The organism is Micromonospora sp. NPDC047756, from assembly GCF_055587245.1.
Window position 1 is genome coordinate 272,382 of sequence record NZ_JBVJGQ010000006.1, and the last position, 24,737, is coordinate 297,118.

Here is a 24,737-nt window from a genome sequence, read left to right on the forward strand (position 1 = left end):
CCGGGGCCGGCGCACATCCAGGGGCCCCCGGCGGCGTCATCGTTGCGGGGTTTCCCGGCGGCTCCACCGGGAAGTCGGCCCCGCCGGAGCGCACCGAACGCGTCGAAGGGAGCCCGCCGTGGCCGTGGCGAACGAGCTGCTGCTGAACTCGGTCCGGGTACGACGGCCCGCCTCGGCCGGCGCGCCGCTCTACTGTGATGCGCTGGAGTACGGGCTCACCGGTGACGGCACGACCAACGACCAGCCGGCGCTGGCCGCCCTCGTGGACCGCCTCGGCGCCGGGTACGCCTCGGACGGCCGGGCCCGGGTCATCTACTGCCCGCCGGGCATCTACTCGATCCGGGACGCGGGCACCGTGTGGCGCAGCGGTGTCTCGCTGATCGGGGCCGGGCCGGCGGCGACCCGGTTCATGCTCAGCAACGAGGGCAACCGGGCCGACCCCACCCCGTTGGCCTTCTGGACGACTGTGCAGCACGGTGCCGACCGGGACCGACACATCGCCGACTGCACCTTCGCCGACTTCCAGATCGACGGCTCCGGCGTCGCCATGGCCGAGTACAACTACCTGGCCAAGGGCCTCGGCCTCCAGTACGTGGTGCGAGGCGTCTTCCGCAACCTCTACATCCACCACACCGCCGCCACCGGGCTGGGCTGCGACTTCCTCCAGGACTCCCTGATCGACGGCGTGGTCGTGGTCGGCTGTGGCCGACTGGACAACGGCGAGCAGATGGGTGGCGCGGGCATCGGGATCGGCATCGGTGGCTGGGGAGCGGTGGAGCGGCTGACCATCGCCAACTGCACCGCGCTGGCCAACGGCACCAACGGGATCTTCCTGGAGCTGCAGAAGGACTACTGGGCGCCGCCGCGCGGCTACCGCATCGTCGGCTGCCACAGTCAGGGCAACCGCTTCGGCATCTCCGACTGGGGCGCCGACGGCCTGATCGTCTCCGCCTGCACCATGACCGGAAACCTGGAGACCGGGTTCGACGTGTCGGCGCAGGGCACCTCGTCGGTGGCCGGCCGGGGTGGGCTGCTCACCGACTGCGTCATCGACGGCAACATGTGCGACGGGGTCAGCATCGGTAACAGCCCTGGCCCGTACACCGTGCGAGGCAACCGGATCAGCGGAAATGGTCGGCACGGGTATCACTCGCACGACCTCGGGCGCGGCTACCGGGGCTCGATCCGGGACGTGGTGATCGAGAGCAACGAGTTCTGGGGCAACGGCCTCGACGCGATCCGGATCGACCACCAGATGACCGACGCGGTGCTGCTCAACAACCGGATCCGCAACAACGGACGGCAGTACGGCGAGGGCACCGGCGGCACCGGTGACGCCGTCCGCTACAGCGAGCGGTGCCTGGTGGACCGCTCGGCCAACTGGCCGCACGACGGTCACCGGGGCAAGGTGCTGCGGGTCGGGAAGGCGGTGGCCATGGTGGCCTCCAACACCGGCGACGAACTCACCCTCGCCCCGGTCCGCCCGGACGCGTTCAGCGCGTGGAGCGGGGACGTGCCCCCGCCGGGATGCGGATACGAGCTGGCCGCCGCACCGAAGCTGCGGGCCGGCATCACCGTCGACGCGCCGTTCGACTCGGCGACCATCCGAGGCAACCGGGTGTGGGACAACCACGACAACCCGACCCAGACGCACGGGCTGTGGATCACCGAGCGGGGCAGTTGCGTGGACTGCCGGGTCGAGGACAACGACCTGGCCGGCAACGCCGACGAGGGCATGCGGCTGGACACCCCGCCGGTGGGCGGACGGTGGCGGGACAACCACGTGGACAGCGACTGGAGCTGACCGACGTTGCTCGCCGCCCGGACGACGGCGAGATTCGGAGGCTGAACGACGGGTGGCGGCGGCCGGACGAATCCGGCCGCCGCCACTGTCGGGTTGGAACTGATCAGCCGGCCAGACCCGCAACCGGGGTCGGGTCCAGCACCACGGTCGCCGAAGCGGACTGCGGGGGTACGCCCGGATCGGTCGGAGCGTCGGTGTACTCGGCGACGAACACCGCGGTCAGGTTGTCCGCGCCGCTGTGCCCACCGTCGAGGAAGGTGGGGATGCTTCCGGAGCAACCCGTCGAGGTGGACAGCGGGTGCCCGTGCTCATCGTGCCCGAGCACGTAGGTGACCTTCACCCGGGAGCAGTCCACCGGCAGGTCGTCGGTGACCTTCACCTCGTACGCGACGGTCTGTCCGAACTGGAACGGCTGCCCGGCCTCCGGGGCGACGAACTCGATGACCGGCGCGGTCGGCCCGACCACCAGCGGCAGGGACGCCGAGGCGGACCGTCCGGTGCGGTCGGTGACCTTCAACGTCGGCGTGTACTCGCCGTTCTCCGGGAACGTCCAGCTCGCGTTCGCAGCGGTGCTGTCCACCGAGCCGTCCGCGTTGAAGTCCCAGGCGTAGCTGAGCTTGTCACCGTCCGGGTCGGTCGTGCCGGCGCTGGAGAACGCGACGGTCAGCGGAGCCTGCCCCACGGTCGGGGTGCCGCTGATCTTCGGGATCGGCGTCCGGTTGCCCCGCACGAAGTCGATCCGGGACAGCTGCGCGTCCGGGTTCTCGGCGAAGTAACCGTCGCCGTACTCCAGGACGTAGAGCGCGCCGTCCGGGCCGAACTCCATGTCCATCGGGTTGTCCACGACCAGCGACGGCGCCACCGGACGGATGTCGGTCACATCGCCGTCGGAGTCGAGGCGGAACTCCTTGATGTAGTCGCGGGACCACTCGTAGAACAGCGGTACCCCGTCGTAGTAGGCCGGCCAGCGGGTACGCGACGTGCTGGTCCCGTCGTACTCGTACGCCGGGCCACCCATCGGAGAGATGCCGCCGGAGCCCAGCTGCGGGAACTCGGCCGAGGGGGCCGCCGCGTACCAGACCTCCGGCTGCTCTACCGGCGGCAGCACGCGCTTGCCGGTGTTGTGCGGTGAGTCGTTGACCGGGCGCTTGCAGTTGAACAGGGCGCCGGACTCGCCGGTGGCGAAGTCGTAGTCGCGGTAGGCGATCGTCGGCGTCACGCAGTACGGCCAGCCGTAGTTCGCCGGCTTGTCGACGCGCATCCACCGACCGTGCCCGGCCGGCCCGCGCTCCGGGTCCGGGTTGGACGCGTCCGGGGAGTAGTCGCCCACGTACACGTCGTCGGTACGCTTGTCGACGGCGAACCGGAACGCGTTGCGCAGCCCCATCGCGTAGATCTCGGGGCGGGTCTGCGCCGTGCCGGGCTTGAACAGGTTGCCGGCCGGCACCGTGTAACCACCACCGGCCTTGACCTTGATCCGCAGCAGCTTGCCGCGCAGGTCGTTGGTGTTGGCCGAGGTGCGCTGGGCGTCGTACGCCGGGTTGCGGTCGGCCCGCTCGTCGATCGGGATGTAGCCGTCGGAGGCGAACGGGTTGGTGTCGTCACCCGTCGACAGATACAGGTTGCCCTTGCTGTCGAAGTCGATCTGGCCGCCGACGTGGCAGCAGATGCCCCGGTCGGTGGGCACGTCGATGATCTGCTGCTCGCTGGCCAGGTTCAGCCGCTGTCCGTCCAGCTTGAACCGGGACAGCCGCAGCGCGCCCTTGAAGCGCTGCCAGTCCGCCTCGGTGCCGGTCTCCGGCGCGTCGCCCTCGTTGACGCCGGGAGTCGCCGGGTCGTCCACCGGGGTGTCCATCGGCGGCGAGTAGTAGAGGTACACCCACTTGTTCTGGGCGAAGTTCGGGTCGATGGCGACGCCCTGCAACCCCTCCTCGTCGTGCTCGTACACCGGAATGTCGGCGGCGAGGGTGTTCAGGCCGGTGCGCGGGTCGTGGATGCGGACCTCACCGGTACGGGAGGTGTGCAGCACCCGCAGGTCGGGCAGGACGGCGAGGCTCATCGGCTCGCCCGGGAAGTCGTTCAGTGTGACTTTCTGGAAGCTGCTGTCCGGCGGCGCGGCGGGCGCTGCGGACGCTGCCGACGGTGGTACGGCCAGGCCGGCCGTCACCAACAGCAGGGCGGACGCGAAAGCGGTCCTGTTCATCAGGTGAGTCCCCCGGGGTGGTTTCAGTACCGAAGTGAAGCGAGATAGTCGAAGCCGACGCGAGCGGTGTCCAGGGCGTCGGCGGGGGAGCGCGGCGCGGTGCCCGCGTCGTCGCGCTCCACGATGTACTCCTCGATACCGGCTTCCCGCTCGTGGGCGAAGATGCGGCCGAAGTCGATGAGGCCGTCGCCGAGGTCGGCGAAACCACCCTCGACGTCGAGGTCCTTGACGTGCACCTGGCGGATCCGGCCGCGGTTGGCGCGGATCACGTCGACCGGGTCGTGGGCGCCCCGCCAGGTCCAGTAGAGGTCGAGCTCGAAGTGCACCAGCCGGGAATCGGTCTGCGAGCTGAGGATGTCGAACCCGGTCGAGCCGCCGGTCAGCGGCACGAACTCGAGCTGGTGGTTGTGGTAGCCAAAGTCCAGCCCCGCGCGCTCGGCGAGCCGACCGGCCTTGTTCAGGTCCCGAGCCAGGGCCCGGTAGACGGCGGGGTCCCGGATCGGCTGACCGCTGGCGTCCCGACCGAAGTACGGGTGGACGATCTTCTTGCAGCCCACCACGTTGGCGTCGGCGAGAGCCTGCTCCCAGGTGGCGGCGTCGAACGGCTGCGGGATGCCGACGTGACCGGAGGTGGACCGCAGCCCGGCCTCGTCGAGCGCGGCCCGGAACTCTGCTGCGGTGCGTCCGACGAAACCGGCGTGCTCCACTCGCCGGTAGCCGATGCGACGCAACGCGTCCAGGGTGCCGGGCAGGTCGGCGGCGAGCTGATCACGCAGCGTGTAGAGCTGAATGCTGATCCGGTCCACCGGCACCCGGCGGCGGCCCTGGGCCTGCCCGGTGGTTGCGGCGGGCGCGGCGACGGCCGGGCCGCCGAGCAGACCGGCGGCGCCGACAGCGGCCGCGGAGACGGTCGCGGCGCGGAGCACTCCCCGCCGGCTGACCGGCTCGGACGCCGGTGTCGGCCCCGGTCGGTTGAGTTGTTGATCCATGGTGGTGGTCCCTTCCTGACGGCTGGTACGCCGTCGGCGACGGTCGACCTGACTGCCGTCCGCCGGGCGCGCCGAACCGGCCGGAGACGGGCTCCGGCTGGACGGTGAGGGACGGCGCGGGTGCGGCCCGGACCCATCGGGGAGCGGAACGCGGCGACCCGGCAGAGGTGGCGGCAAGTTGATCGACGAATGGGCAACCCTCTATCGAGATCCAGACCTTACCCTTGCCTCCGGACGAAGGCAAAGCTTTGTCGCGTTCGCCGGAAGTTTCGCTTCAACTGACAAAAGTCCGCCCACGAGGTGCGCCGCCCGGGCTGAGCTTCTACTTCCCGTGCCCGCCACGCCGCGCGTTCCGCCTCTCGCCCGCCCCGTCCGCCCCGCCCCGCCCGCCCCGCTCCGCCCGCCCCGCTCCGGCCGCCCTGCTTCGCCCCGGCCACCCGGTGCTTGATCCACTCGGGTTCATGAAAGTCGCGGTGTCAGGACGGCCGGGATGCCCCAACTTCCTTGAAACCCAGTCGATCATGAGCCCGTCGGCGATGCCGCCCGCTCACCGTCCATCCGGACAGTCGACGTTGCGTCGCTCAAGCGGAGCAAAGCGCATGACACGGGTCGGTTCAACCCCTGTTCCGGCCAAGCGGAGCATTGTCGGAAAATGGGTAGATAAATGCGCCGCCAATTATTTGCGAATGCCGCGAATGGTCCCCTCAAGCGGGCAAGAATGTGGCGGAGGGAAGTCGAAAAACGGGGGGACTGAACATGACGTCTAGGCGGCGATTGACGCTGTTGGCGGTAACCATCGCAGCGGCACCACTCGTCCTGGGTGCGTGCACCGCCGACCGGGGTTCGGCGACCGGCTCGGCCAAGAAGCACGCCGCCCCACCGGAACTCGCTCTGACGCCGGGGGACAAGGCCCGGGACGTTCCGGTCAGCGCCGAGGTGGGCACCGTGGTCAAGGGCGGGCGGGTCACCGGCGTACGGCTCACCGACGACAAGGGCAAGCAGGTCAACGCCGAACCGCGCGAGGACGGCTCCGGCTGGGTGCCGAGCGTCCCGCTGCAACCGCGACGGACCTACACCGCCGAGGTGACCGCGACCGGCGACTCCGGTGCCACCACCACCCGCACCACCACGTTCACGACGATGGCCACATCGACCAAGCCGCAGATCACCAGCACCCTCTATTTCAATGGCAATCGGACGTACGGCACGGCGATGCCGGTAACGGTTGCGTTCGACCCAGGAATTCCGAAAGAGGCCAGGGCGGATGTCCAACGGCGGTTGTTCGTAAAGACGAATCCGCCGCAGCCGGGTGCCTGGTCGTGGCTTGAGGACGGAAGTCAGGTCTATTACCGGGCCCCCGATTTTTGGAAGCCGGGGACCACCATCAGTGTCCGGGCCGGTCTGGAGGGTCTGCCGATCGGAAAGAATCTGGTCGGCGACGCCGAGCGGACCGCGACGTCCAAGATCGGACGGCAGGTCTCGCTGGAGATCGACAACGCCACCAAGCAGATGACCGTCCTGCGCGACGGCAAGCAGGTCCGGCGGATCCCGGTGAGCCTGGGTAAGCCGAGCACGCCGAGTTCCAGCGGCAAGATGGTGATCATGGAGAAGCACGAGCGGGTCACCTTCGACACCCGGGGTGAGCCCGACGGTGGCTACGTGGTCGACGTCGACGACGCCCAGCGCTACACCTGGGGCGGCGAGTTCATCCACTCCGCCCCCTGGTCGGAGGGGGACCAGGGCAACACCAACGTCTCGCACGGTTGCGCGAACGTCTCGGCCACTGCGGCCGACTGGTTGATGGGGGTGACGCAGGTCGGTGACCTGGTCACCGTCAAGGGCACCGAGGTGGAGTTGCAGCCGGGCAACGGCTGGACGGCGTGGAACGTGAGCTGGGACGAGTTCGCCAAGGGCAGCGCCCTGCCGGTGCCGCCCGGGCTCAAGCCCGCGCCGGTCGCCCCGGCGCACCCGGGCGCGGTGGCCGGCGGATCGCCCGCACCGGCGCCCTCCGTCAGCGGCCGCTGAGCAGGAGAAGGGGGCGGGCCCGCACGACGGCGTGCCGGCCCGTAGCCCCGTAGCCCCGCGACGAAACACCCCACCGCCGCGCCGATCTTGCACTTTCTGCGCCGACACAGCGGACATACCACGCATCCCGGCGACAGAAAGCGCAAGATCGGCGCGGCGGTGGGGCAGGGCGGGGCAGGGTGGGGTGGGGTGGGGTGGTCAGGTTAGGGGTACGCGGGCCACGCCGGGGCCGGTCAGGCTGCCCAGCCAGAGGTGGTCGCCGTGCTGGCGTACCCCGGTGATCATCGAGTAGTGCCCGTTTGGACCGTGCAGCGTCCGGCGGACCGTTCCCGCGTCGTCGACCAGCGCGACCAGCCCGTAGCGGCGTGGCTGCGGCTGCATCGCGTCGGGCAGCAGGGCCGCGATCTGGCGCAGGCGCGGATGGGGCAGTAGCCGTTCGGCGATCGGCACCCGGGGGCTGGGCAGCGCGATCCAGTACGTCCCATCGCCCACCGAGGCGAGATTGTCCGGATACGCGGGCAGATCGGCGAGGACCCGCACACCGCCGCCGAACTCGACCCGCAGCAGGCGGTGCGTGCTGGTCTCCACCAGCATGAGCGCCGACTCGTCCGGGGTCAGCGCGATCCCGTTGGGGAAGTACAGCCCGTCGGTCACCACCTCGGTGCGGCCGGTGCCCGGATGGTGGGCCAGCACCCGACCGTTGGGGCGGTGCTCCAACAGGTCCCGCTTCCAGTGCGAGACCGGAAACCGGTCGGAGCTGTCGGTGAAGTAGATGGTGCCGTCGCTGCCGACCGTCGCGTTGTTGGCCAGGTGCACCGGCGGTGCCGTTCCGGTCAGTTCACGTACCTCGCCGTCCGGGGTGACCCGCAGCAACCCGCGGTACGCGTCGCAGACCACCAGGGTCTCACCGGACGGGTCCAGCTCGATGCCGAGCGGACGACCCCCGGTCTCGGCCAGCAGTTCAGGTCGGGTGCCGGCCCGCGCGTCGACCGGCCACCACCAGAGCCGACCGTCCTCGTCGCCACTGATCACCCGGCCGGCGCCGTCGACCAGCACGTCCTCGGGGCCGACGGCCCCCGCGGGGAGGGGAAGCAACTCGGCCTCGTCCAGCCGGCGGTCGGTGGGGGCCCATGGCCCGGCCAGCGCCGGGGGGCTGGTCGCTGGCTCGCGGACGGGGCGGATCAGCCGGGGCGGCCGGGGCCGGGGGATCAGCACCGACCTATTCTCCACCCGAATGCCGGCCGGCCCCCGGGTTCCGAGCCCGCGCGGCGCGCCGCGGGAGGCCCCTGACTCCACCCCGAGGAGGAGGTGGGGTACCTCGGGGTATGCCCCTGGGCGTACCCGGAATCACTCCCTGGAGGGGCGAAAGTGTCGGTGGTGGGGGCTAGATTTCTGGGCATGGAAGAGCACAGCGACCGGCTGGACGTGCAGGTCAGCGTGGGTGACCAGGTGGTCCTCGTGCGGGTGGCCGGCGAGATCGACATCGCCACTGTGGCCGCGTTCCGGTCCGCGCTGTGGTCCGCGCCGGCCCGCCCGGTCCTTCAACTGGACCTGTCCGGGCTGCGGCTGCTCTCCGCCACCGGCGTTCGCACGCTGCTGGCGGCGCATCTGCGCGTGCGGGCCCGCGGTGGCGAGCTGATCCTGGTCGATCCGAGCCCGGTGGTGGCGCGGGTGCTGCGCGTCAGCGGGCTGCACCGCGTGATGCCGATTCTGGAGCTGATCTCGCCGATCGAGGCCGCGCGTCGCCCGGTGATCGCCACCACGGACCTGCAACTGGCCGCCTGACCGCGGCCGGGTTGGCCGCCTGACCGCGGCCGGGCACGGGGCCGCCGGCGCGTACCGGCGACCCCGACGATCGGTCAGCTCACGCCGAGCAGGTCGACGACGAAGATCAGCGTCTCGCCCGGCTTGATGACGCCGCCGGCACCCCGGTCGCCGTAGCCCAGGTGCGGCGGAATGGTCAGGCGGCGGCGACCGCCGACGCGCATCCCGGCGACGCCCTGGTCCCAACCGGCGATGACCCGACCGCCGCCGAGCGGGAAGTCGAACGCCTCTCCCCGGTTCCAGGACGAGTCGAACTCGCCACCCGTGGAGTGCGACACGCCGACGTAGTGGACGCTGACCAGTTGGCCCGGCTCGGCCTGCGGGCCGTCGCCCACGGTGATGTCCTCGATCACGAGGTCGGCCGGCGGTGCACCCTCGATCGGACCAACCTCGGGCTTGCCCGACTGGGCGCCTGCTGCCTGGGTCATGCGGAGATCTCCTGCCGTGTTGGGTGATGTGTCCGGTCACCGTCGATCCTGCCGGATCACCCCTCGCCGATGTGCGGCGGACCCGCAACCTGCTCCGTGGCCCCCTTCCGCCGGTCGTGCCGACGGTCCGGTGGTGCCGTCGGCCCGGCGGCGCGACGACGACGCCCCCGGGGGTCACGGGTAGCTGCCGGATCGTCGTCGTGGGCCTGGGCGAACTTCGTTCGACCGTCCGATGCCGGGTCGGGCGTTCACCTAGGCTCGGACAGGGCGGCCGGCCTGGTTGACGGGCGGTGCGCGGTGGTCGATGCGGAGGGCGTCGGTGGCTGAGGCGACGGTCGCGGTCCCGCTGTGGGCCTGGGCGGCGGTCGGCACCGTGATCGCGGTGTTGCTCGCCGTGGACGTGCTCCTGCACCGGGACAACCATGTCATCGAGCTTCGCGAGGCGCTGCTGTGGAGCGCCGTCTGGATCGGCGCGGGTCTGCTCTTCGGGTTGGTCGTCTGGTGGGGCCTCGGGGGCGACCCGGCGATCGCATACTTCTCCGGTTACCTGTTGGAGAAGGCGCTCTCGGTCGACAACGTTTTCGTCTTCGCGCTGCTCTTCGGCTACTTCCAGGTGCCGTCGGGCTACCAGCACAAGGTGTTGTTCTGGGGTGTCGTGGGGGCGCTCGTCTTCCGGCTGCTGTTCATCTTCGCCGGTGCCGAGTTGCTGGACCGGCTCACCTGGGCCGGGTTCGTGCTGGGCGCGTTCCTGATCTGGACCGGCTGGCGGTTGGCCGTCCGCGGGAAGCCGGACGTGGACCCGGACCGCAACGTCGTGGTCCGGCTGTTCCGGCGGCTGGTGCCCACCGACGCCCGCTATCACGGCGACCGGTTCACCGCCCGGGTGGCCGGGCGGCGGGTGGCGACGCTGCTGCTGGTCGCGCTCGTCGCCATCGAGGCCACCGACGTGGTCTTCGCCATCGACTCGGTGGCGGCGATCCTTGCCATCACCACCAACACCTTCCTGGTCTGGACGGCCACCGCGTTCGCCGTACTGGGGCTGCGCAGCCTGTACTTCTGCCTCGCCGGCCTGCTGCGGCACTTCGGCTACCTGCGGTACGGGTTGGCGCTGCTACTGGCCTTCGCCGGGCTGAAGCTGATCCTCGCCGAGACGCCGGTGGGCAAGCTGCCGGTCTGGTTGACGCTGGTCGTGGTGCTGCTGACCCTGACGGTTTCCATCGGCGTCAGCATCCTGGCCGCCCGCCACCGAACCGACGCCTGAGCCGCCGGGGCGCTGGCTGGGCGGCCGGGGCGCTGGCTGAGCCGCCGGGGCGCTGGCTGGGACCCGCCGTACCGCTGGCTCAGCGGCCGTGCGTGGTGCCCGACCGCCCGGTGGTGGCGGTGGGTCAGCCGACCAGCACGGGCCGGGACAACTGGTCGGCCAGCAGCGTGGGCGCCTCGGCCAGGGACGGGCCGTACCAGGTGAGGTGCCGCCCGGAGAGCAGAGCGCACGGTACGCCGGGGAACGCCTCGGGGCCGTCGTCGGCGGTGAACCGGTACGGCTCGTCGGGCAGCACCACCAGGTCGGGCTCCCGCTCGCGTAGCTCGGTGAGGGTCGGGCGGGGATAGCGCTCGGGATGGTCCTCATAAGCGTTCGACACACCGAGGCGGCGCAGCACGTCACCGGCGAACGTGTCGCCGCCGAGCACCACCCACGGGCGACGCCAGACCGGCACCACAGCGCTGCGGGTCGCCGTCGGCCGGGGTGGAGTGGCCCACGCCCGGCGGGCGGCCCGCAGCCAGTCCGGCTCCGTCGGCGCGCCCAGTTCGCTCAGCAGGTCGCCCAACTCCGTCAACGCGCCCGGGACGGTCCGGGGATAGGTGACCCGCACCGGCACGCCGGCCGCCCGTAGCGCCTCCGCGTCGGCCCGGCGGTTCTCCTCGACGTTGAGCAGCACGAGGTCCGGCCGCAGCGCGCGCACCCGGTCCAGATCGGGGTACTTGCTGCCGCCGACCCGGGCCACGTCGAGCCCGGCCGGGTGGCTGCACCAGTCGGTGGCCCCGACCAGTGCTCCCGGCAGGGTCAGCGCCACCGCCTCGGTCAGGGACGGCACCAGTGACACCACCCGCACCCGCGTCCCTCCGTCCGACACCGACACCGATCATGCCTTGTCGGGTCGGCGTCGGGTCACGGCCGGCCGGGCTCGATGCGGGCGGTCACGTCGAGGTGCGCGGGCTGGCAGTCGGTCGTCGCCGCGAACCGGCGGACCGCCGCGCGAACGTGCTCGCGTACACCGGCGGTCGGCGCGTCGGCGGTGAGGTCCACCCGGATCCACACGTCGGGGTGCGGCGGCGCGCCGGTGAGCACCACCCGGGCCCGGCGTACGCCGGGGTTGCCGGTCAGATCGCGTACCAGCGCGTCGGCGAGGACGTCGGTGGCCAGCCGGGTCCGGCCTGGCCGGCGTCCGGGGTGGCTCAGGGTGCCGCGCAACGCGCCGTCCGGGCCCCGCAGCTCCCGGCTCAGCAGGCGCTGCCCGGCCAGTGCGAGCAGGGCTGCGGCGGCGGCCACGGCCAGCCCACTCCACGGGGCGGCGCTGCGCCACCGCTCGACCAGCTCGGCGCTGAGCAGCACCGCCGCCGGGTCGGCGCCGGGCAACGTGCCGAGGCTGGCCGTGAGCGCCGTGGCGCCGCCCGCGACCAGCAGCAGCGCGATGACGGTCCACAGCAGCCGGTGCCCGGCGTTGGTCACGCCGGCCGTCGCCGAGGCAGCAGCCGGACGTCGATCCGGGCGGGGCGGGGTGCGGTGAGGTGACTCAACTCCTGGCGCACGGCGAACTCGATCTCCGCCCGGGCCGCCGGGTCGCCGGTCGCGCGGACCCGGGGGCGCCACTGGCCGCCGCGCCGTCGGACCCGGACGCGGGCGCGGCGGACGCCCGGCACGGCGCTGGCGGCGTCCGCGAGCCGCCGTTCCACGCAGCGCCGGTGCAGGTGCCAGCCGTCGTGCTCGTCGGCGCTCAGGCGGACCGGCGTCCAGCGACGCAGTTGCGCGACGAGGATGGCCAGGCCCAGCAGGAGAGCCCCGCCGGCCACGGCCCGCACGGTGGGGTCACGCCACCGGGTGCCGCTCAGCGCGTCGAGCCAGCCGCTGGTGTCGAGCGGTGTCGGTCGGTGCAGGGTGAGCAGCAACGCCTGGACGGCCGCCGCCGCGCCGCCGAGAAGCAGCGCGGTGGCCAGCAGCAACGAGGCGACCCGGTTGGCGGTGCGCATCTCAGCCGTCCTCCGCTGTAGCGGTGCCGACCCCGCAGGAGTCGACGCCGGGGACGAGCAGGTCGTCGACGGTGACTGTCACCACCGCCACACTGAGCCCGGTCTGGGCGGCCACCCGGTCGGTGACCACCGCACGGACCGTCTCGGCGATCGTCGGCACGCTGTGCCCGTACCAGGTGATCAGGTGCAGGTCGAGTCCGACGGACCGGTCATCCAGACGGACCGCCGCCGGGCGGACGACGGACACGCCCGGCACGAGGCTCGCCGCCTGTACCGCGATCCGCGCGACGTCCGCCGTGTTACCAGGGCGGCGTTCCGGACCGGCCGTCCCGGCGGTCAGTCCGGTGCTGGGGTTCGTCCGTGCGGACGGGCGGGTGGTCATCGCCGCCGCCGAGTGCCGGCGCGGCGGTCGCCGAGACCGGTCATGGAGAGGTCGCCGTCGAGCACCCGGACGACCAGCCAGCCGAGCAGACCGGCGAGCACGGCGAGGGCGGCCACGCCGACGCCGGCGAGCGCCCAGACCGCCACGGCGAGAAAACCGGCGAGGAAGCCGAACTGCTGTCGCGACATGGTCACCTCCGGGCCGGTCCGGTACCGGCGGTCGCTGGATACACCCGGCGACCATCCCTGGAACGTCAGCGCTACTGTGATCCGCGTCACATGGCAAGTCGGTGGCCCATGATCGACCACCTAGACTCGGCCCGGCTCGACCGACCGGCGGATGGATCAGGCAGATGACGAGCATCGGGAGCGACGACCGCGGTTGGCTGCGGGCGATGCCCGCCGAGGCGGGGCGCGACGCGCTGCTCAGCCGCGCCGGCCATCGGGTCCTGGCGGCCCGCCGACTCTCTGACCTGCTCCAGGGCCGCCCGCCCGGCGTCACCGGCAGCCAGTGGACCTCAGCGAGCCGCGCCAGCTTCGACTTCGTGGTCTACGCCGCCGACACCGGCCGCCCGGTCGTCGCCGTACAGATCGGTCCCGTTCCCTCTCCCGGCTCTGGGCAGCAGCGCGTGGAGCGACTCACGGACGCGGTGTCCGCGGCCGTCGGCCTGCCCACTCTGCGGATCGGGTCGCCCACGTTGAGCGCCGCCGAGCATGGCCGCCGCCTCGTCGAGTACGTGATCGACGCGCGCGCGTACGCCGCGGGCGGGGGCACCGCCGCCGGGACCGAACCGGCGCCGGTGGGCTTCCGGGACATCCTGGGCCGGCTGCCGGACGGGCGTACCGGGCCGGTGAACGACCTCGGCGCGCTGACCCGGGTGGCGGCGGTCGAGGCGTACGTGGCCGGGCAGGTGGCCGACCCGATCGTGCGAGGACTGCACGTCCGCTGGGTGGACGGGCCGGCACAGGGGTGGAGTTGGGTGCAGGTACGCCCCGACGCCTGCCTCATCGAGCAGGTCTCGGTGACCGAACACCGCTTCTCCTGCGGCATCGACGCGGCCCGGCTGGCCGAGGATCTCGCCGCCGTCGCGGTGGGGGAACGACTGCGAGAGAACGCCGTGGCCGACTTGCTGTCGCGCACCGAGTGGACCGCGCGGATCGCCGCGCTGAGCCAGCGCCGCCACGAACTGGTCGGCGGGTTCGCCTTCGACCACCTCTGCGCCGACTGACCAGCGCCCGTTTTACCTGCTGATCCCTGCTGCGCACCGGCTCGGTGTCGGTCGCGGCAATTTTCTGTGCGTCTGTTGAACCTTCCCGGCCGCCGCCCCGTACTCCTGCGCGAATGAACAGGATCTCCCCATCCGCGTCCACCGGGCGCGGGAGACGGTGCGGAAAGGGCATCGTCGGCCATCGACGCATTACCGGGTAGGTCACGGTGGGTCGCCGCCGCGGCGTGCCACCTCACATCCGTCGGTCCGCCGAGGGCAGAAATCCACTACCGGATCGAGAAGGAGAGCAATTCGATGCGCAGGTCCACTCGGGCGCGCCGGCCTTCCGGCAACGCGCGGAGCAAGCGTCTGCTGGCAGTTGTCGGCACGCTCGCGGTCTTCGGCGGAGTTGTCGCCGTGACTCAGATTTCGTCGGCCCAGGACCGGCGGACAAATAAGCCGCGTCCGGCTTCCGGGCAGTGCGTGGAGCCGAGCCCGGGCGCTACCGCGCCGACCGGTGGCGGCTCGACCAGCCGGACCTGGCAGAACGGTCGGTGGGTCCGCAATCACTGGGGTGACGGACAGCAGTCGGTCCCCGAGTGCGAGGACGGCAAGGACGGCACCGTGGGCACCGGCACCGCCATCGCCTGTCCGGACGTGGCGGCCAAACTGCCGCAGGTGCCGGACCGGGCTCGGGCCGAGGTGGACCGCAACCTCGCCCAGTTGCAGACCCAGATCGCCGAGGCGGACCGCCGGCTCGCCGCCGAGGGCAACAAGGGTGAGGCGTTCATCCGCAACGCGATCCTCCAGCCGTTGGCCGGCAAGCGCCGCGCCGTGCTGGACCGGATCACGACCGCCATCGACCGGGCCGGACCCCGGCCGCAGGGCCTCGCGCAGCTTGCCGAGTGCCAGGTGCAGCCCACCGGCGGCACGGGCGGCAACAACGGCGGCGGCACCACTCCCACCACCACCCCCGGCGGTGGCAACAACGGCGGTGGCAACAACGGTGGCGGGAACAACGGTGGTGGCAACAACGGTGGTGGCACCGAGCCCGGCGCCGGTCTCGGCGTGCTCGCCAACGACTGCGACGAGAGCCGGCTCCAGCCGCACGATGGTTTCCAGAACGGCAACCGCTGCGTGAGCACCGAATTCGGTGAGGTCGGCGCGGCCGCCAACAACCCGTCGCTGCTGATCACCCAGTTCCCCGACCAGGTCGGTCAGAACCAGCCGTTCACGCTGCGGGTCAGCACCCGCAACCTGGTCCGGGACCGCTTCCTGGCGGCCGGTCAGGGTGGTTACTACGTGGAGAGCTCGCTCCTCAACGACCAGGGCCTGGTCCGCGGTCACTTCCACACCGCGTGCCGGATGCTGGACAGCCTGACCGCTCCGCCCGAGCCGCAGGAGGTGCCGGCATTCTTCGTCGCGACCGAGGACGGCCGCGGCGGCGCCCAGCCCGACGAGGTGACGATCCAGATTCCGGGCCTGCCGGAGTCCGGTACCGCCCAGTGCTCCGTCTGGGCCGGTGACGGCTCGCACCGCCTGCCGATGATGGAGCGGGCCAACCAGACCCCCGCCTTCGACTCGGTGCGCATCGACGTCAACTGACCTGACGTGCCGGCCGCCGCTTCGGGTGCCCGGACGAACGACGGGGCCCCGCCGTTTCCGGCGGGGCCCCGTCGAGTCGCGTCAGCGGCTCTTGTACGCCTCGACGACCTCAACCGGGATCCGGCCGCGCTCGGAAATCTTGTAGCCGTTCTTGACGGCCCATTCCCGGATGGCCCGGTTCTGCTCCCGATCCATTCCCGCGCCGGCGGGTCGCCCCGGCCGCCGGACTGAGCGGGCGCTCTCCACCGGGCCGCGCCCGATCCGCCGACCCGCATTGATGTACGGATCGAGCGCCTTGCGCAGGACGCCGGCATTCTCGTCGGAGACATCGATCGTGTAGGCCACGCCGTCGAGACTGAACTCAACCGTCCGGTCGGCCTTCCCACCGTCGAGGTCGTCGGTCAGGACCGTGATTACTTTTCTCGCCATTGCCGATTACTCCCTGTGTGCGGCGGGATGTGTCCAAAGTCTGACCTATCACCCCGGTAATCCGCAACAATATGCCTTCCATTCATTCGGCGCGTCGCGATTCCGTTACAGCAAAACCGTGAATCGTTCGGTGGCGAGGCTTCATTCCCCGAGGATGCCGCTGTGGCCGGCGATGGCGGCCGCCTCGGCCCGGTTCGAGACCCGCAACTTGCGCAGCAGCGCGGCGGTCATTCGTTTCACCGTCCGTTCGGAGACGTGCAGTTCCTCGGCGATGTCGACGGTGCTGCGGCCGGCGGCGATCGCTCGCAGCAGCCGCCGTTCCTCGTCGTCCAGGTCGACCGGCGCGCAGCGGGTGGGTCGCAGCATGGCGCGCAGCAGGTCGGCCGGCAGCACCGCCCAGCCGTCGAGGATCGCCAGCAGCGGGGGCAGCAGCTCCTCCGGCTCGCTGGTCTTGGGCAGGAACCCCTCGGCGCCGGCCCGCAGCGCCTCCACCGCCGGCCCCGGGTCGGCGGAACCGGACATCGCGACCACCCGTACCCGTGGGGTGGTCCGCCGGATCGCGGCCACGGCGCGGATGCCGCCGGGCGGTGGCATGTGCAGGTCGACCAGGGCCAGGTCGGGGCGGCAGCTGCTGACCAGGGCCGCCGCCGCGGCGGCGTCGCCGGTCGAGGCGACCACCTCGGCGCGGCCGTTGGTGGTGATCGGGAGCAGCAACTCCAGGCCGCGGGCGAAAAGGGGGTGATCGTCCACGACGACGAGTCGCAAGGTGGAGGCTCCCGGCATGTCTGCGCCGTTCCCCAGCGGGTACCGATCATGCGGGTTCGCACCGAACGAGAGGACTCGGGTGGATGCGCGTACGGCATGGTTTGCGGGACCTGCTGCGAGGGTTGCGCCCCATTGAGCCGACACCGGGCGGGAGACGACCGACGGCGGCCGATTCGGAGCTGCTGCTGCGGGTGCTGTGTCACGAGTTCCGGACGCCGATCAGCACCCTGACCTCGTTGACCCGCGCGTTGGCCGACGAGCGTCGGGAGCTGACCGGGGACGACCGGCGGGCACTCAGTGCGCTGGCCCGCGACCAGGCCGCCCACCTGCAGAGCCTGCTGCGCGACGCGACCGCCGGCACCGGCGTGCTGACGCCGACTCCGCAGCCGGAGCCGGCCGTCGCGCTGGCGGGCATCCTGCGGGAGGCGGCCGCGCTGGTGCCGCTCGGCCGTCGGCGGGCGCGGGCCACCCGGGAGGCGGCCTCCTGCCCGGTGCCGGCCGGACGAACCCGACAGGTACTGGTCAACCTGGTGCAGAACGCGTTGCGGCACGGGCCGCCGGACGGACAGGTCGGGCTGTACGCCACGGTGCGGGGCCCCAGCCTGAGCATCCTGGTCACCGACGAGGGTCGGGTCGACGATGCGCTGCTGGTCGCGCTGCGGCGCCCGGCGCCGGCCGTCGGGATGTCCGGTCTGGGCCTGTGGATCGCGCGGCAGCTCGTCGCGGCGGACGGGGGAACGCTGCGGGCGCACCGGCTACGGCCCCGCGGGGTGGCGTTGGAGGTGCTGCTGCCGATGGCCCGCGCGGTGCGCTGACCCGGGCGGGACACCGGTTGGCCCGCTCGGGTCAGCGGGGCGGGAACGGCCTCGCTACCTGTTTCCGGTACCGAGGAGGTTGGATGTTCAGCCACGTGAAGGATCTGCAGTTCGAAGCCAAGCCGGACGGCCCGGATGCGGCGTTCGCCCGCCGGTTGCAGGAGGTGTTGGGCGGCAAGTGGGGCGAGATGACGGTCGCCAACCAGTACCTCTTCCAGGGTTGGAACTGCCGACTGCCCGGCAAGTACAAGGATCTGCTGCTCGACGTCGGCACGGAGGAGATGGGCCACGTCGAGATGATCGTCACGATGATCACCCGGCTGTTGGACAACGCGCCGCTGTCACTGACCGAGGGGATCGCGGAGGATCCCGGAGGCGCCGCGACCTACGCCGGTGAGAATCCGGCGCACTTCATCCACGGCGGAGGTGGCGCACTGCCCACCGACTCCAACGGGGTGCCCTGGAACGGCGCGTTCATCACCGCCAGCGGCAACCTGTTGGCCGACTTCCAGCTCAACGTCACCGCCGAGGCGCAGGGTCGGCTCCAGGTCGCCCGGTTGTTCCACATGACCGACGACCCGGGCGTCAAGCAGATGCTGCGCTTCCTGCTGGCCCGCGACACGATGCACCAGAACATGTGGCTGGCGGCGATCGAGCAGCTCAAGGAGGACGGCCTGGAGGAGATGCCGGTGCCGGAGGCGTTTCCGGACTCGGGCGAGTTCACCGAGGAGTACGGCTACACCTACCTGGGTTTCTCCTCAGGCACCGACGCCGCCCAGGGGCGCTGGGCGTCCGGGCCCTCGCCGGACGGCAAGGGCGAGTTCCGGTACGACGACAACCCGCGGGCGAACGCGCCGGAACCGGTGCTGGCCCCGGGTGACCCTCGTCTGTACGGCACGAACCCCGGAGTGGCCGGCTCGGTGGTGAACACGGTGAAGAGCAAGCTCACCTGAGGTGCCCGTCGGGTCGTCCACCTATCCTGGGCGACCCGACGGACCGGGTGCGGCAGTGGCCTGGGTCACAGCTTGGAACAAGGGGAACGCTTTGTTACTTGAGTGAGACACGCTCAACTAACGCGAGGTGTTCGATGGCAACTCTTCCGGTACTTCCCCTGACCGACGCCGTGCTGCTGCCCGGCATGGTCATCCCGGTGACCCTCGACCCCACCACCCAGGCCGCGATCGACGCGGCGCGGGCGACCGGCGACCGCAAGCTGCTGGCCGTGCCGCGCATCGACGGCGAGTACGGCCCGGTGGGCGTGGTCGCCACCATCGAGAAGGTCGGCCGCCTGCCCGAGGGCGAGCCCGCCGCCGTCATCCGTGGCCTGTCCCGGGCCCGGATCGGCTCCGGCGTGCCCGGCCCCGGCGCCGCCCTCTGGGTCGAGGCGACCGAACTCGACGAACCCGCCCACGCCGGTCGGGCCCGCGAACTCGCCCGCGAGTACCGCGCCCTGGTGACCTCCGTGCTCCAACAGCGGGGCGCCTGGCAGGTCATCGACGCGGTGGAGCGCATGACCGACCTCTCCGAGCTGGCCGACTCGGCCGGTTACGCGCCCTGGCTGACGCTGGAGCAGAAGACCGAGCTGCTGGCCGCCCCGGACGTCACCGCCCGGCTGGAGCTGCTGGTCGGCTGGGTGAAGGACTACCTGGCCGAGCAGGAGGTCACCGAGCAGATCAACAGTGACGTCCGCGAGGGGCTGGAGAAGTCCCAGCGCGAGTTCCTGCTGCGCCAGCAGCTCGCCGCGATCCGCAAGGAGCTGGGCGAGGACGAGCCGGACGGCTCCGCCGACTACCGGTCCCGCGTCGAGGCCGCCGAGCTGCCGGAGAAGGTCCGCGAGGCGGCCATGCGCGAGGTCGGCAAGCTGGAGCGGGCCAGTGACGCCTCCCCGGAGGCGGGCTGGATCCGTACCTGGCTGGACACCGTGCTCGAGATGCCCTGGGGCACGCGTACCGACGACAACACCGACCTGACCGCGGCCCGCGCGGTGCTCGACGCCGACCACGCCGGCCTCGCCGACGTCAAGGACCGCATCCTGGAGTACCTGGCGGTGCGCAACCGGCGCGCCGAGCGCAACCTCGGCGTGGTCGGGGGTCGCGGTTCCGGCGCGGTGCTCGCCCTCGCCGGTCCTCCCGGAGTGGGTAAGACCAGCCTCGGCGAGTCCGTGGCGCGGGCGCTCGGGCGCAACTTCGTCCGGGTCTCGCTCGGTGGTGTCCGCGACGAGGCGGAGATCCGCGGGCACCGGCGCACCTACGTGGGGGCGCTGCCCGGTCGGATCGTCCGCGCGCTGCGCGAGGCCGGTTCGATGAACCCCGTCGTGCTCCTCGACGAGGTGGACAAGCTGGCCGCCGGCTACGCCGGTGACCCGGCCGCCGCCCTGCTGGAGGTGCTCGACCCGGCCCAGAACCACACCTTCCGGGACCACTACCTGGAGGTCGACCTCGACCTGTCCGACGTGCTCTTCCTGGCCACCGCCAACGTGGTGGAGTCCATCCCCGGCCCCCTGCTGGACCGGATGGAGCTGGTCACCCTGGACGGGTACACCGAGGACGAGAAGGTCTCCATCGCCCGCGACCACCTGCTGCCCCGGCAGCGGGAGCGGGCCGGGCTGACCGCCGACGAGGTGGAGATCGCCGACGAGGCGTTGGCGCTGATCGCGGGGGAGTACACCCGGGAGGCCGGGGTCCGGCAGCTGGAACGTGGCCTCGCCAAGATCCTGCGCAAGGTGGCGGTGACGCTGGCGACCGATCCGTCGCCGGTACGCGTCGACACCGACAACCTCACCCGCTACCTGGGACGGCCGAAGTTCACCCCGGAGTCGGCCGAGCGCACCGCGGTGCCCGGCGTGGCCACCGGCCTCGCCGTCACCGGCGCCGGCGGGGACGTGCTCTTCATCGAGGCGACCAGCATGGAGGGAGAGCCGGGGCTGACCCTGACCGGCCAGCTCGGTGACGTGATGAAGGAGTCGGCGCAGATCGCGCTCTCCTACCTGCGCTCCAACGGGCGGCGGTTCGGCATCGACCCGAACGCTCTGGCGGGACGCCGGATCCACGTCCACTTCCCGGCGGGCGCGGTTCCCAAGGACGGTCCGAGCGCCGGCATCACCATGGTCACGGCCCTGGCGTCGCTGGTCACCGGCCGCCCGGTCCGTCCCGAGTTCGGGATGACCGGTGAGGTGACGCTCTCCGGTCGGGTGCTGCCGATCGGTGGGGTGAAGCAGAAGCTGCTGGCCGCGCACCGGGCCGGCCTCACCGAGGTCATCATCCCGGCGCGCAACGAGCCCGACCTGGACGACCTGCCGACCGAGGTGCGCGAGGCGCTGACCGTGCACACCCTGGCCGACGTGGCCGACGTGCTCGCCCTGGCGCTGCGCCCGGCCGACGTGAAGACGCTGGACGGGCCGGCTCTCTTCGCGGTCTGACGCTCCGACGATCCGGGCCCCCGCCGTCTGCCGACGGTGGGGGCCCTTTCGGTACGCGGGGAGAGGTCTACTGTCTCGTCTGCGCCGTCCCACCTCTCCGCCGCGAGGCGGCCCCCTGGAGGAACCCCGTGAACGTGGTGCTCTGGATCATTCAGTTCCTGCTGGCCGCCGTCTTCGCCGGCGCCGGGTTGGCCAAGCTGAGTCAGCCCAAGGAGAAGTTGCGTGACGTGATGCGGTGGGTGGACCCGGTCCCGCCGTCGCAGGTCAAGTCGCTCGGCGCGGTCGAGCTGCTGGCCGCCGTCGGGCTCGTCCTGCCCGCTGCCACCGGCATCGCCACAGTGCTCACCCCGCTCGCCGCCGTCGGGCTGGTCATCGTCATGGTCGGCGGCCTCCTGGTGCACCTGCGCGCCGGCAGGCAGCAGACCACCCAGCAGGGGCGTCGTACCGAGATCCAGGGCGCGGTCACCTGCGCGGTGCTGCTCGTCCTCGCCGCCGTGGTGGCCTGGGGCCGTTTCGGCCCGTACGCCCTCTGAGTCGCGTCGGCGAGCACGCGACAATGCACAGTAGAGTCTGCCCGCCGCGCGAGGTGGCACTCAACGGGGGAGAGGCATGGAACCGATCGTGAGCGCATCTGATCCGCCGAGCCGACGGTTGGGACGGCGGGTGCTCTTCGCCGGTGGCGCGGGCGCCGCGGTGGCGACCACGGTGGCCACCCTCGCCGGTGCCGAACAGGCGGGATCGCCGCCCGTCACGACAGTGCGGGAGGCCCCGCTCAGCCTCCGGGACCCCCGGGTCGGCTGCCGGCTCGACGGCAGTGACGAGTCGGACAAGGTCACCACGGCGCTGAACCTGCTGCCGGCCGGTGGCGGGGAGATCTTCCAACCGGTGGGCGCGCTCGGTCTCGGATCGGAGGTCCGCTTCCCGACGAGTGTGACCTGGACCGGTGAGAACATCGGGGCCGCGATCATCCAGCCGGCCCCGGGTTACACCGGTCGCCTGGTCTCCAGCGGTAAGTACAACCAGATCTCCAACGTGCACTTCTACGGCATGCGGACCTCCAACGTGCTGTTGACCGTCCGCGGTCCCCGATCGACCTTCCACCACCTGCACTTCGGCAACTCCGGCAGCCACGCGATCCAGTTCCTCGGCAAGGACGCGGAGACCAGCGCCCACGCCAACAAGATCACCGACATCAACATCGAGGACTGCCTCGGCGTCGGCATCCTCGTGAACAAGGTCGCGTACGACAACGAGTTCCTCAACGTCTGGGTCGGTGAGTGCCAGACCGGGATACGGCTGCTGGACAGCGCCTGCTTCTTCGACAACCTGCATGTCTGGGGTTGCCGGGGCAACGGCGTGGAACTGCGCGAGCCCGCCCACCGGAACATCTTCCAGAACGTCTACCTGGAGTCGAACGGCACGAGTGGCACCGGCAGCGGTGCCGACCTGCGGCAGGTCTGGGGCACCCAGTTCATCGGCGGCCGGCTGTGGCGCAACGCCACCAACGGCATCGAGGTCTCCTCATCCGGCCGTACCCGGGTGATGGGGCTCGACATCCACGACAACGGCGCGAACGGGATCCTCGGCCGCGACGCCGACCTGTGCCAGGTGATCGGCAACCAGTTCTACGACGACGCGACGCCCCGCCGCCAGGACCGACCGATCATGACGGTCGGCACCAGCAACAACTGGATCGTCACCAACAACGTGATGCGGGCGTACGACCACCGCTCCGGTGGCGCGTCGTTGGTCGGGGCCGACAACGTGGTCAACGGAAACATCGGCTGACACCGGCGGGGCGGCGGGTGCCCCGGTCTCTCCCGCCGCCTCGCCGACCGCGTTTCAGCGCTCGTCGCCGCCGCGGTCGCGGCGCACGGTGGCCTTGCGGCCCTTGATCGTGCTGGAGCGCAAGCCGGAGATGACCTCGTCGGCCACCCCCTGCGGCACCTCCACCAGTGAGAACCGGTCGGCGATCTCGATCGAGCCGATGTCCCGGCCGCGGATGCCGGTCTCACCGGTGATCGCGCCGACCAGATCCTGCGGGCGCACCCCGGCGCGTCGACCCAGGCCGACGAAGACCTGGACGGTGTTGCCGCCGCCGGAACGCGGCCGGCCCCCGCTGCGCCGGTCGCCGCCCCGGCCGCCGGCCTCCGGTCGGCCCTCGCGCGACCCACGGACCGGAGCCTGCGGAATCTCCTCCTCGTCGTCGGAGCCCGGCGACGTCACCTCGTGGGCCAGCTTCACGGCGGCGAGGGCGACCTCCATCAGGTCGAACTCGTCGGTCAGCGTCTCCACGATCACCCGGAACGGGTCGAGGTCGTCCTCCAGCAGGCTCTCCCGCAGGGCCGCCTGGGTCAGCTCCAGCCGCCGGGTGCGCATGTCGGCCACGGTGGGGATCTTGTCGATGGTGATCCGCTGGCCGGTCACCCGCTCGATGGTCTTGAGCATCCGGTGCTCGCGCGGCTCGGCGAGGGTGATCGCCACGCCCTCGCGGCCAGCCCGACCCACCCGACCGATCCGGTGCACGTACGACTCCGGAGCGGACGGCACGTCGTAGTTGACCACGTGGGTCAACTGCTCGACGTCCAGCCCACGCGCCGCCACGTCGGTGGCCACCAGCAGGTCCGCGGTGCCCGCCCGCAGCCGGCCCATGACCCGGTCGCGTTGCTCCTGGCTCATGCCACCGTGCAGCGCCTCGGAGCGGTAGCCCCGGCCGTTCATCGTCTCGGTCAACCGGTCGACCTCCTCCCGGCTGCGGCAGAACACGATCGCCGCGGTCGGGGACTCCACGTCCAACACCCGACCCAGCGCGGCCGGCTTGTGCGCCCGGGTCACGATGTACGCGCTCTGCCGCACCCGGGGCGCCTCACCCGCGACCGGCTGCTCCCGGCCGATCTCGATCCGCACCGGTTCGCGCAGGTGCTGGCGGGCCATCCCGTCGATGCGCGAGGGCATGGTGGCCGAGAAGAGCACCGTCTGACGCTGCGTCGGAGCGTGCTCCAGGATCGCCTCGATGTCCTCGGCGAAGCCCATGTCGAGCATCTCGTCGGCCTCGTCGAGCACCACCGTGGCCAACCCGCCGAGGCGCAGGGTGCCCCGGGCGATGTGGTCGAGGGCCCGGCCCGGGGTGGCCACCACCACGTCGACGCCGCTGTCCAGTGCCCGCAACTGCCGCCCGATCGGCTGCCCACCGTAGATCGGCAGCACCCGCGCGCCCAGGTCCTTGCCGTAGCGGTGGAACGCCTCGGAGACCTGTACCGCCAGCTCCCGGGTCGGCACCAGCACCAGCGCCACCGGGTCGCCGCCCCGTCGGTGCGCCTCCATGAGGTTCAGCAGCGGCAGCGCGAACGCGGCCGTCTTGCCGGTGCCGGTGGCTGCCTGCCCCAGCAGGTCCCGACCCTCCAGCAGCGGTGGGATAGCCTCCCGCTGGATGGGGGTCGGCTCCTCGTACCCGAGGGCGGCGAGCGCGCCCAGCAGCTCGGCGCGGAGCCCGAGTTCGGTGAAGGCGCTCACCTCGTCGGTGCCGTCGGGGGTGGCGTCGATCGGTGCGTCGTGCTGTGCAGGTGCGGAACTCATGTGCCAAGCCTTTCATCATGC

Annotated in this window: 23 protein-coding genes; 11 read left to right on the top strand and 12 right to left on the bottom strand. The window is 71.6% G+C overall.

What is annotated here, in order from left to right:
• The first annotated feature begins 124 nt into the window (after positions 1–124).
• Positions 125–1,804 (top strand): right-handed parallel beta-helix repeat-containing protein, encoded by a 1,680-nt coding sequence (locus ACZ6NZ_RS21275; RefSeq protein WP_465860114.1) that lies wholly within the window; start codon positions 125–127, stop codon positions 1,802–1,804.
• A 103-nt stretch (positions 1,805–1,907) separates the two neighbouring features.
• Here the strand turns inward: ACZ6NZ_RS21275 and ACZ6NZ_RS21280 are convergent, their stop codons facing one another.
• The gene (locus ACZ6NZ_RS21280; RefSeq protein ID WP_465859765.1) at positions 1,908–4,007 is read right to left on the bottom strand and encodes a PQQ-dependent sugar dehydrogenase; all 2,100 of its coding nucleotides are present in this window, start codon (positions 4,005–4,007) and stop codon (positions 1,908–1,910) included.
• A 23-nt stretch (positions 4,008–4,030) separates the two neighbouring features.
• On the bottom strand, positions 4,031–4,996 hold the full coding sequence (locus tag ACZ6NZ_RS21285; protein ID WP_465859767.1) for a sugar phosphate isomerase/epimerase family protein: 966 nt from the start codon (positions 4,994–4,996) through the stop codon (positions 4,031–4,033).
• A gap of 756 nt (positions 4,997–5,752) precedes the next feature.
• Between ACZ6NZ_RS21285 and ACZ6NZ_RS21290 the strand changes: the two genes are divergently transcribed.
• Positions 5,753–7,021, top strand: a complete 1,269-nt coding sequence (locus ACZ6NZ_RS21290) for a L,D-transpeptidase (protein WP_465859769.1) — start codon at positions 5,753–5,755, stop codon at positions 7,019–7,021.
• Between the two features lie 198 nt (positions 7,022–7,219).
• On the opposite strand, the gene ACZ6NZ_RS21295 is transcribed toward ACZ6NZ_RS21290, so the two are convergent.
• On the bottom strand, positions 7,220–8,236 hold the full coding sequence (locus tag ACZ6NZ_RS21295) for an SMP-30/gluconolactonase/LRE family protein (protein WP_465859770.1): 1,017 nt from the start codon (positions 8,234–8,236) through the stop codon (positions 7,220–7,222).
• Between the two features lie 183 nt (positions 8,237–8,419).
• Here ACZ6NZ_RS21295 and ACZ6NZ_RS21300 point away from each other — a divergent pair, with 183 nt between their 5' ends.
• Positions 8,420–8,806, top strand: coding sequence for an STAS domain-containing protein (locus ACZ6NZ_RS21300; protein WP_465859772.1), 387 nt, complete (start codon positions 8,420–8,422; stop codon positions 8,804–8,806).
• Positions 8,807–8,880: 74 nt separating this feature from the next.
• On the opposite strand, the gene ACZ6NZ_RS21305 is transcribed toward ACZ6NZ_RS21300, so the two are convergent.
• Positions 8,881–9,273, bottom strand: coding sequence for an FKBP-type peptidyl-prolyl cis-trans isomerase (locus ACZ6NZ_RS21305; protein WP_366612561.1), 393 nt, complete (start codon positions 9,271–9,273; stop codon positions 8,881–8,883).
• 304 nt (positions 9,274–9,577) lie between these two features.
• On the opposite strand from ACZ6NZ_RS21305, the gene ACZ6NZ_RS21310 reads away from it, so the two are divergent.
• Positions 9,578–10,534 (top strand): TerC/Alx family metal homeostasis membrane protein, encoded by a 957-nt coding sequence (locus ACZ6NZ_RS21310; RefSeq protein ID WP_465859775.1) that lies wholly within the window; start codon positions 9,578–9,580, stop codon positions 10,532–10,534.
• Between the two features lie 124 nt (positions 10,535–10,658).
• Here the strand turns inward: ACZ6NZ_RS21310 and ACZ6NZ_RS21315 are convergent, their stop codons facing one another.
• The 5 genes from ACZ6NZ_RS21315 to ACZ6NZ_RS21335 are packed head-to-tail and all read right to left on the bottom strand — an operon-like array spanning position 10,659 to position 13,089.
• Positions 10,659–11,384 carry a helical backbone metal receptor gene (locus ACZ6NZ_RS21315; protein ID WP_465860115.1) on the bottom strand — a complete coding sequence of 242 codons (726 nt, stop codon included), beginning with the start codon at positions 11,382–11,384 and terminating at the stop codon, positions 10,659–10,661.
• Between the two features lie 56 nt (positions 11,385–11,440).
• The gene (locus ACZ6NZ_RS21320; RefSeq protein ID WP_465859777.1) at positions 11,441–12,001 is read right to left on the bottom strand and encodes a hypothetical protein; all 561 of its coding nucleotides are present in this window, start codon (positions 11,999–12,001) and stop codon (positions 11,441–11,443) included.
• Complete coding sequence (locus ACZ6NZ_RS21325) at positions 11,998–12,519, bottom strand: DUF6286 domain-containing protein (RefSeq protein ID WP_465859778.1); 522 nt, start codon at positions 12,517–12,519, stop codon at positions 11,998–12,000. Before ACZ6NZ_RS21325 ends, ACZ6NZ_RS21320 begins: the two co-directional genes overlap by 4 nt.
• A gap of 1 nt (position 12,520) precedes the next feature.
• Positions 12,521–12,901, bottom strand: coding sequence for an Asp23/Gls24 family envelope stress response protein (locus tag ACZ6NZ_RS21330; protein ID WP_465859780.1), 381 nt, complete (start codon positions 12,899–12,901; stop codon positions 12,521–12,523).
• On the bottom strand, positions 12,898–13,089 hold the full coding sequence (locus ACZ6NZ_RS21335) for a hypothetical protein (protein ID WP_465859782.1): 192 nt from the start codon (positions 13,087–13,089) through the stop codon (positions 12,898–12,900). The genes ACZ6NZ_RS21330 and ACZ6NZ_RS21335 overlap by 4 nt, the downstream gene beginning before the upstream one ends.
• A 164-nt stretch (positions 13,090–13,253) precedes the next feature.
• On the opposite strand from ACZ6NZ_RS21335, the gene ACZ6NZ_RS21340 reads away from it, so the two are divergent.
• Positions 13,254–14,129 carry a PDDEXK family nuclease gene (locus ACZ6NZ_RS21340; protein WP_465859784.1) on the top strand — a complete coding sequence of 292 codons (876 nt, stop codon included), beginning with the start codon at positions 13,254–13,256 and terminating at the stop codon, positions 14,127–14,129.
• Positions 14,130–14,423: 294 nt separating this feature from the next.
• Entirely contained in the window at positions 14,424–15,713 is a 1,290-nt protein-coding gene (locus ACZ6NZ_RS21345) for a hypothetical protein (RefSeq protein ID WP_465859786.1), read from the top strand.
• 81 nt (positions 15,714–15,794) lie between these two features.
• Here the strand turns inward: ACZ6NZ_RS21345 and ACZ6NZ_RS21350 are convergent, their stop codons facing one another.
• Both ACZ6NZ_RS21350 and ACZ6NZ_RS21355 read right to left on the bottom strand, forming a co-directional pair.
• A complete protein-coding gene (locus tag ACZ6NZ_RS21350; RefSeq protein ID WP_088989485.1) occupies positions 15,795–16,142 on the bottom strand; it encodes a histone-like nucleoid-structuring protein Lsr2 in 348 nt (115 codons plus the stop codon).
• A 141-nt stretch (positions 16,143–16,283) separates the two neighbouring features.
• On the bottom strand, positions 16,284–16,892 hold the full coding sequence (locus ACZ6NZ_RS21355) for a response regulator (RefSeq protein ID WP_465859790.1): 609 nt from the start codon (positions 16,890–16,892) through the stop codon (positions 16,284–16,286).
• A gap of 98 nt (positions 16,893–16,990) precedes the next feature.
• On the opposite strand from ACZ6NZ_RS21355, the gene ACZ6NZ_RS21360 reads away from it, so the two are divergent.
• The 5 genes from ACZ6NZ_RS21360 to ACZ6NZ_RS21380 all read left to right on the top strand — a co-directional run bounded on the left by ACZ6NZ_RS21360 (position 16,991) and on the right by ACZ6NZ_RS21380 (position 22,928).
• Positions 16,991–17,722, top strand: a complete 732-nt coding sequence (locus ACZ6NZ_RS21360) for a sensor histidine kinase (protein ID WP_465859792.1) — start codon at positions 16,991–16,993, stop codon at positions 17,720–17,722.
• 83 nt (positions 17,723–17,805) lie between these two features.
• Complete coding sequence (locus tag ACZ6NZ_RS21365) at positions 17,806–18,675, top strand: manganese catalase (protein WP_366612551.1); 870 nt, start codon at positions 17,806–17,808, stop codon at positions 18,673–18,675.
• 134 nt (positions 18,676–18,809) lie between these two features.
• Entirely contained in the window at positions 18,810–21,140 is a 2,331-nt protein-coding gene (gene lon, locus ACZ6NZ_RS21370) for an endopeptidase La (RefSeq protein ID WP_465859795.1), read from the top strand.
• Positions 21,141–21,268: 128 nt separating this feature from the next.
• Complete coding sequence (locus ACZ6NZ_RS21375) at positions 21,269–21,673, top strand: DoxX family protein (RefSeq protein WP_465859797.1); 405 nt, start codon at positions 21,269–21,271, stop codon at positions 21,671–21,673.
• Between the two features lie 76 nt (positions 21,674–21,749).
• Positions 21,750–22,928, top strand: a complete 1,179-nt coding sequence (locus ACZ6NZ_RS21380) for a right-handed parallel beta-helix repeat-containing protein (protein ID WP_465859798.1) — start codon at positions 21,750–21,752, stop codon at positions 22,926–22,928.
• 54 nt (positions 22,929–22,982) lie between these two features.
• Here the strand turns inward: ACZ6NZ_RS21380 and ACZ6NZ_RS21385 are convergent, their stop codons facing one another.
• The gene (locus ACZ6NZ_RS21385) at positions 22,983–24,716 is read right to left on the bottom strand and encodes a DEAD/DEAH box helicase (RefSeq protein WP_465859800.1); all 1,734 of its coding nucleotides are present in this window, start codon (positions 24,714–24,716) and stop codon (positions 22,983–22,985) included.
• Between the last annotated feature and the right edge of the window lie 21 nt (positions 24,717–24,737).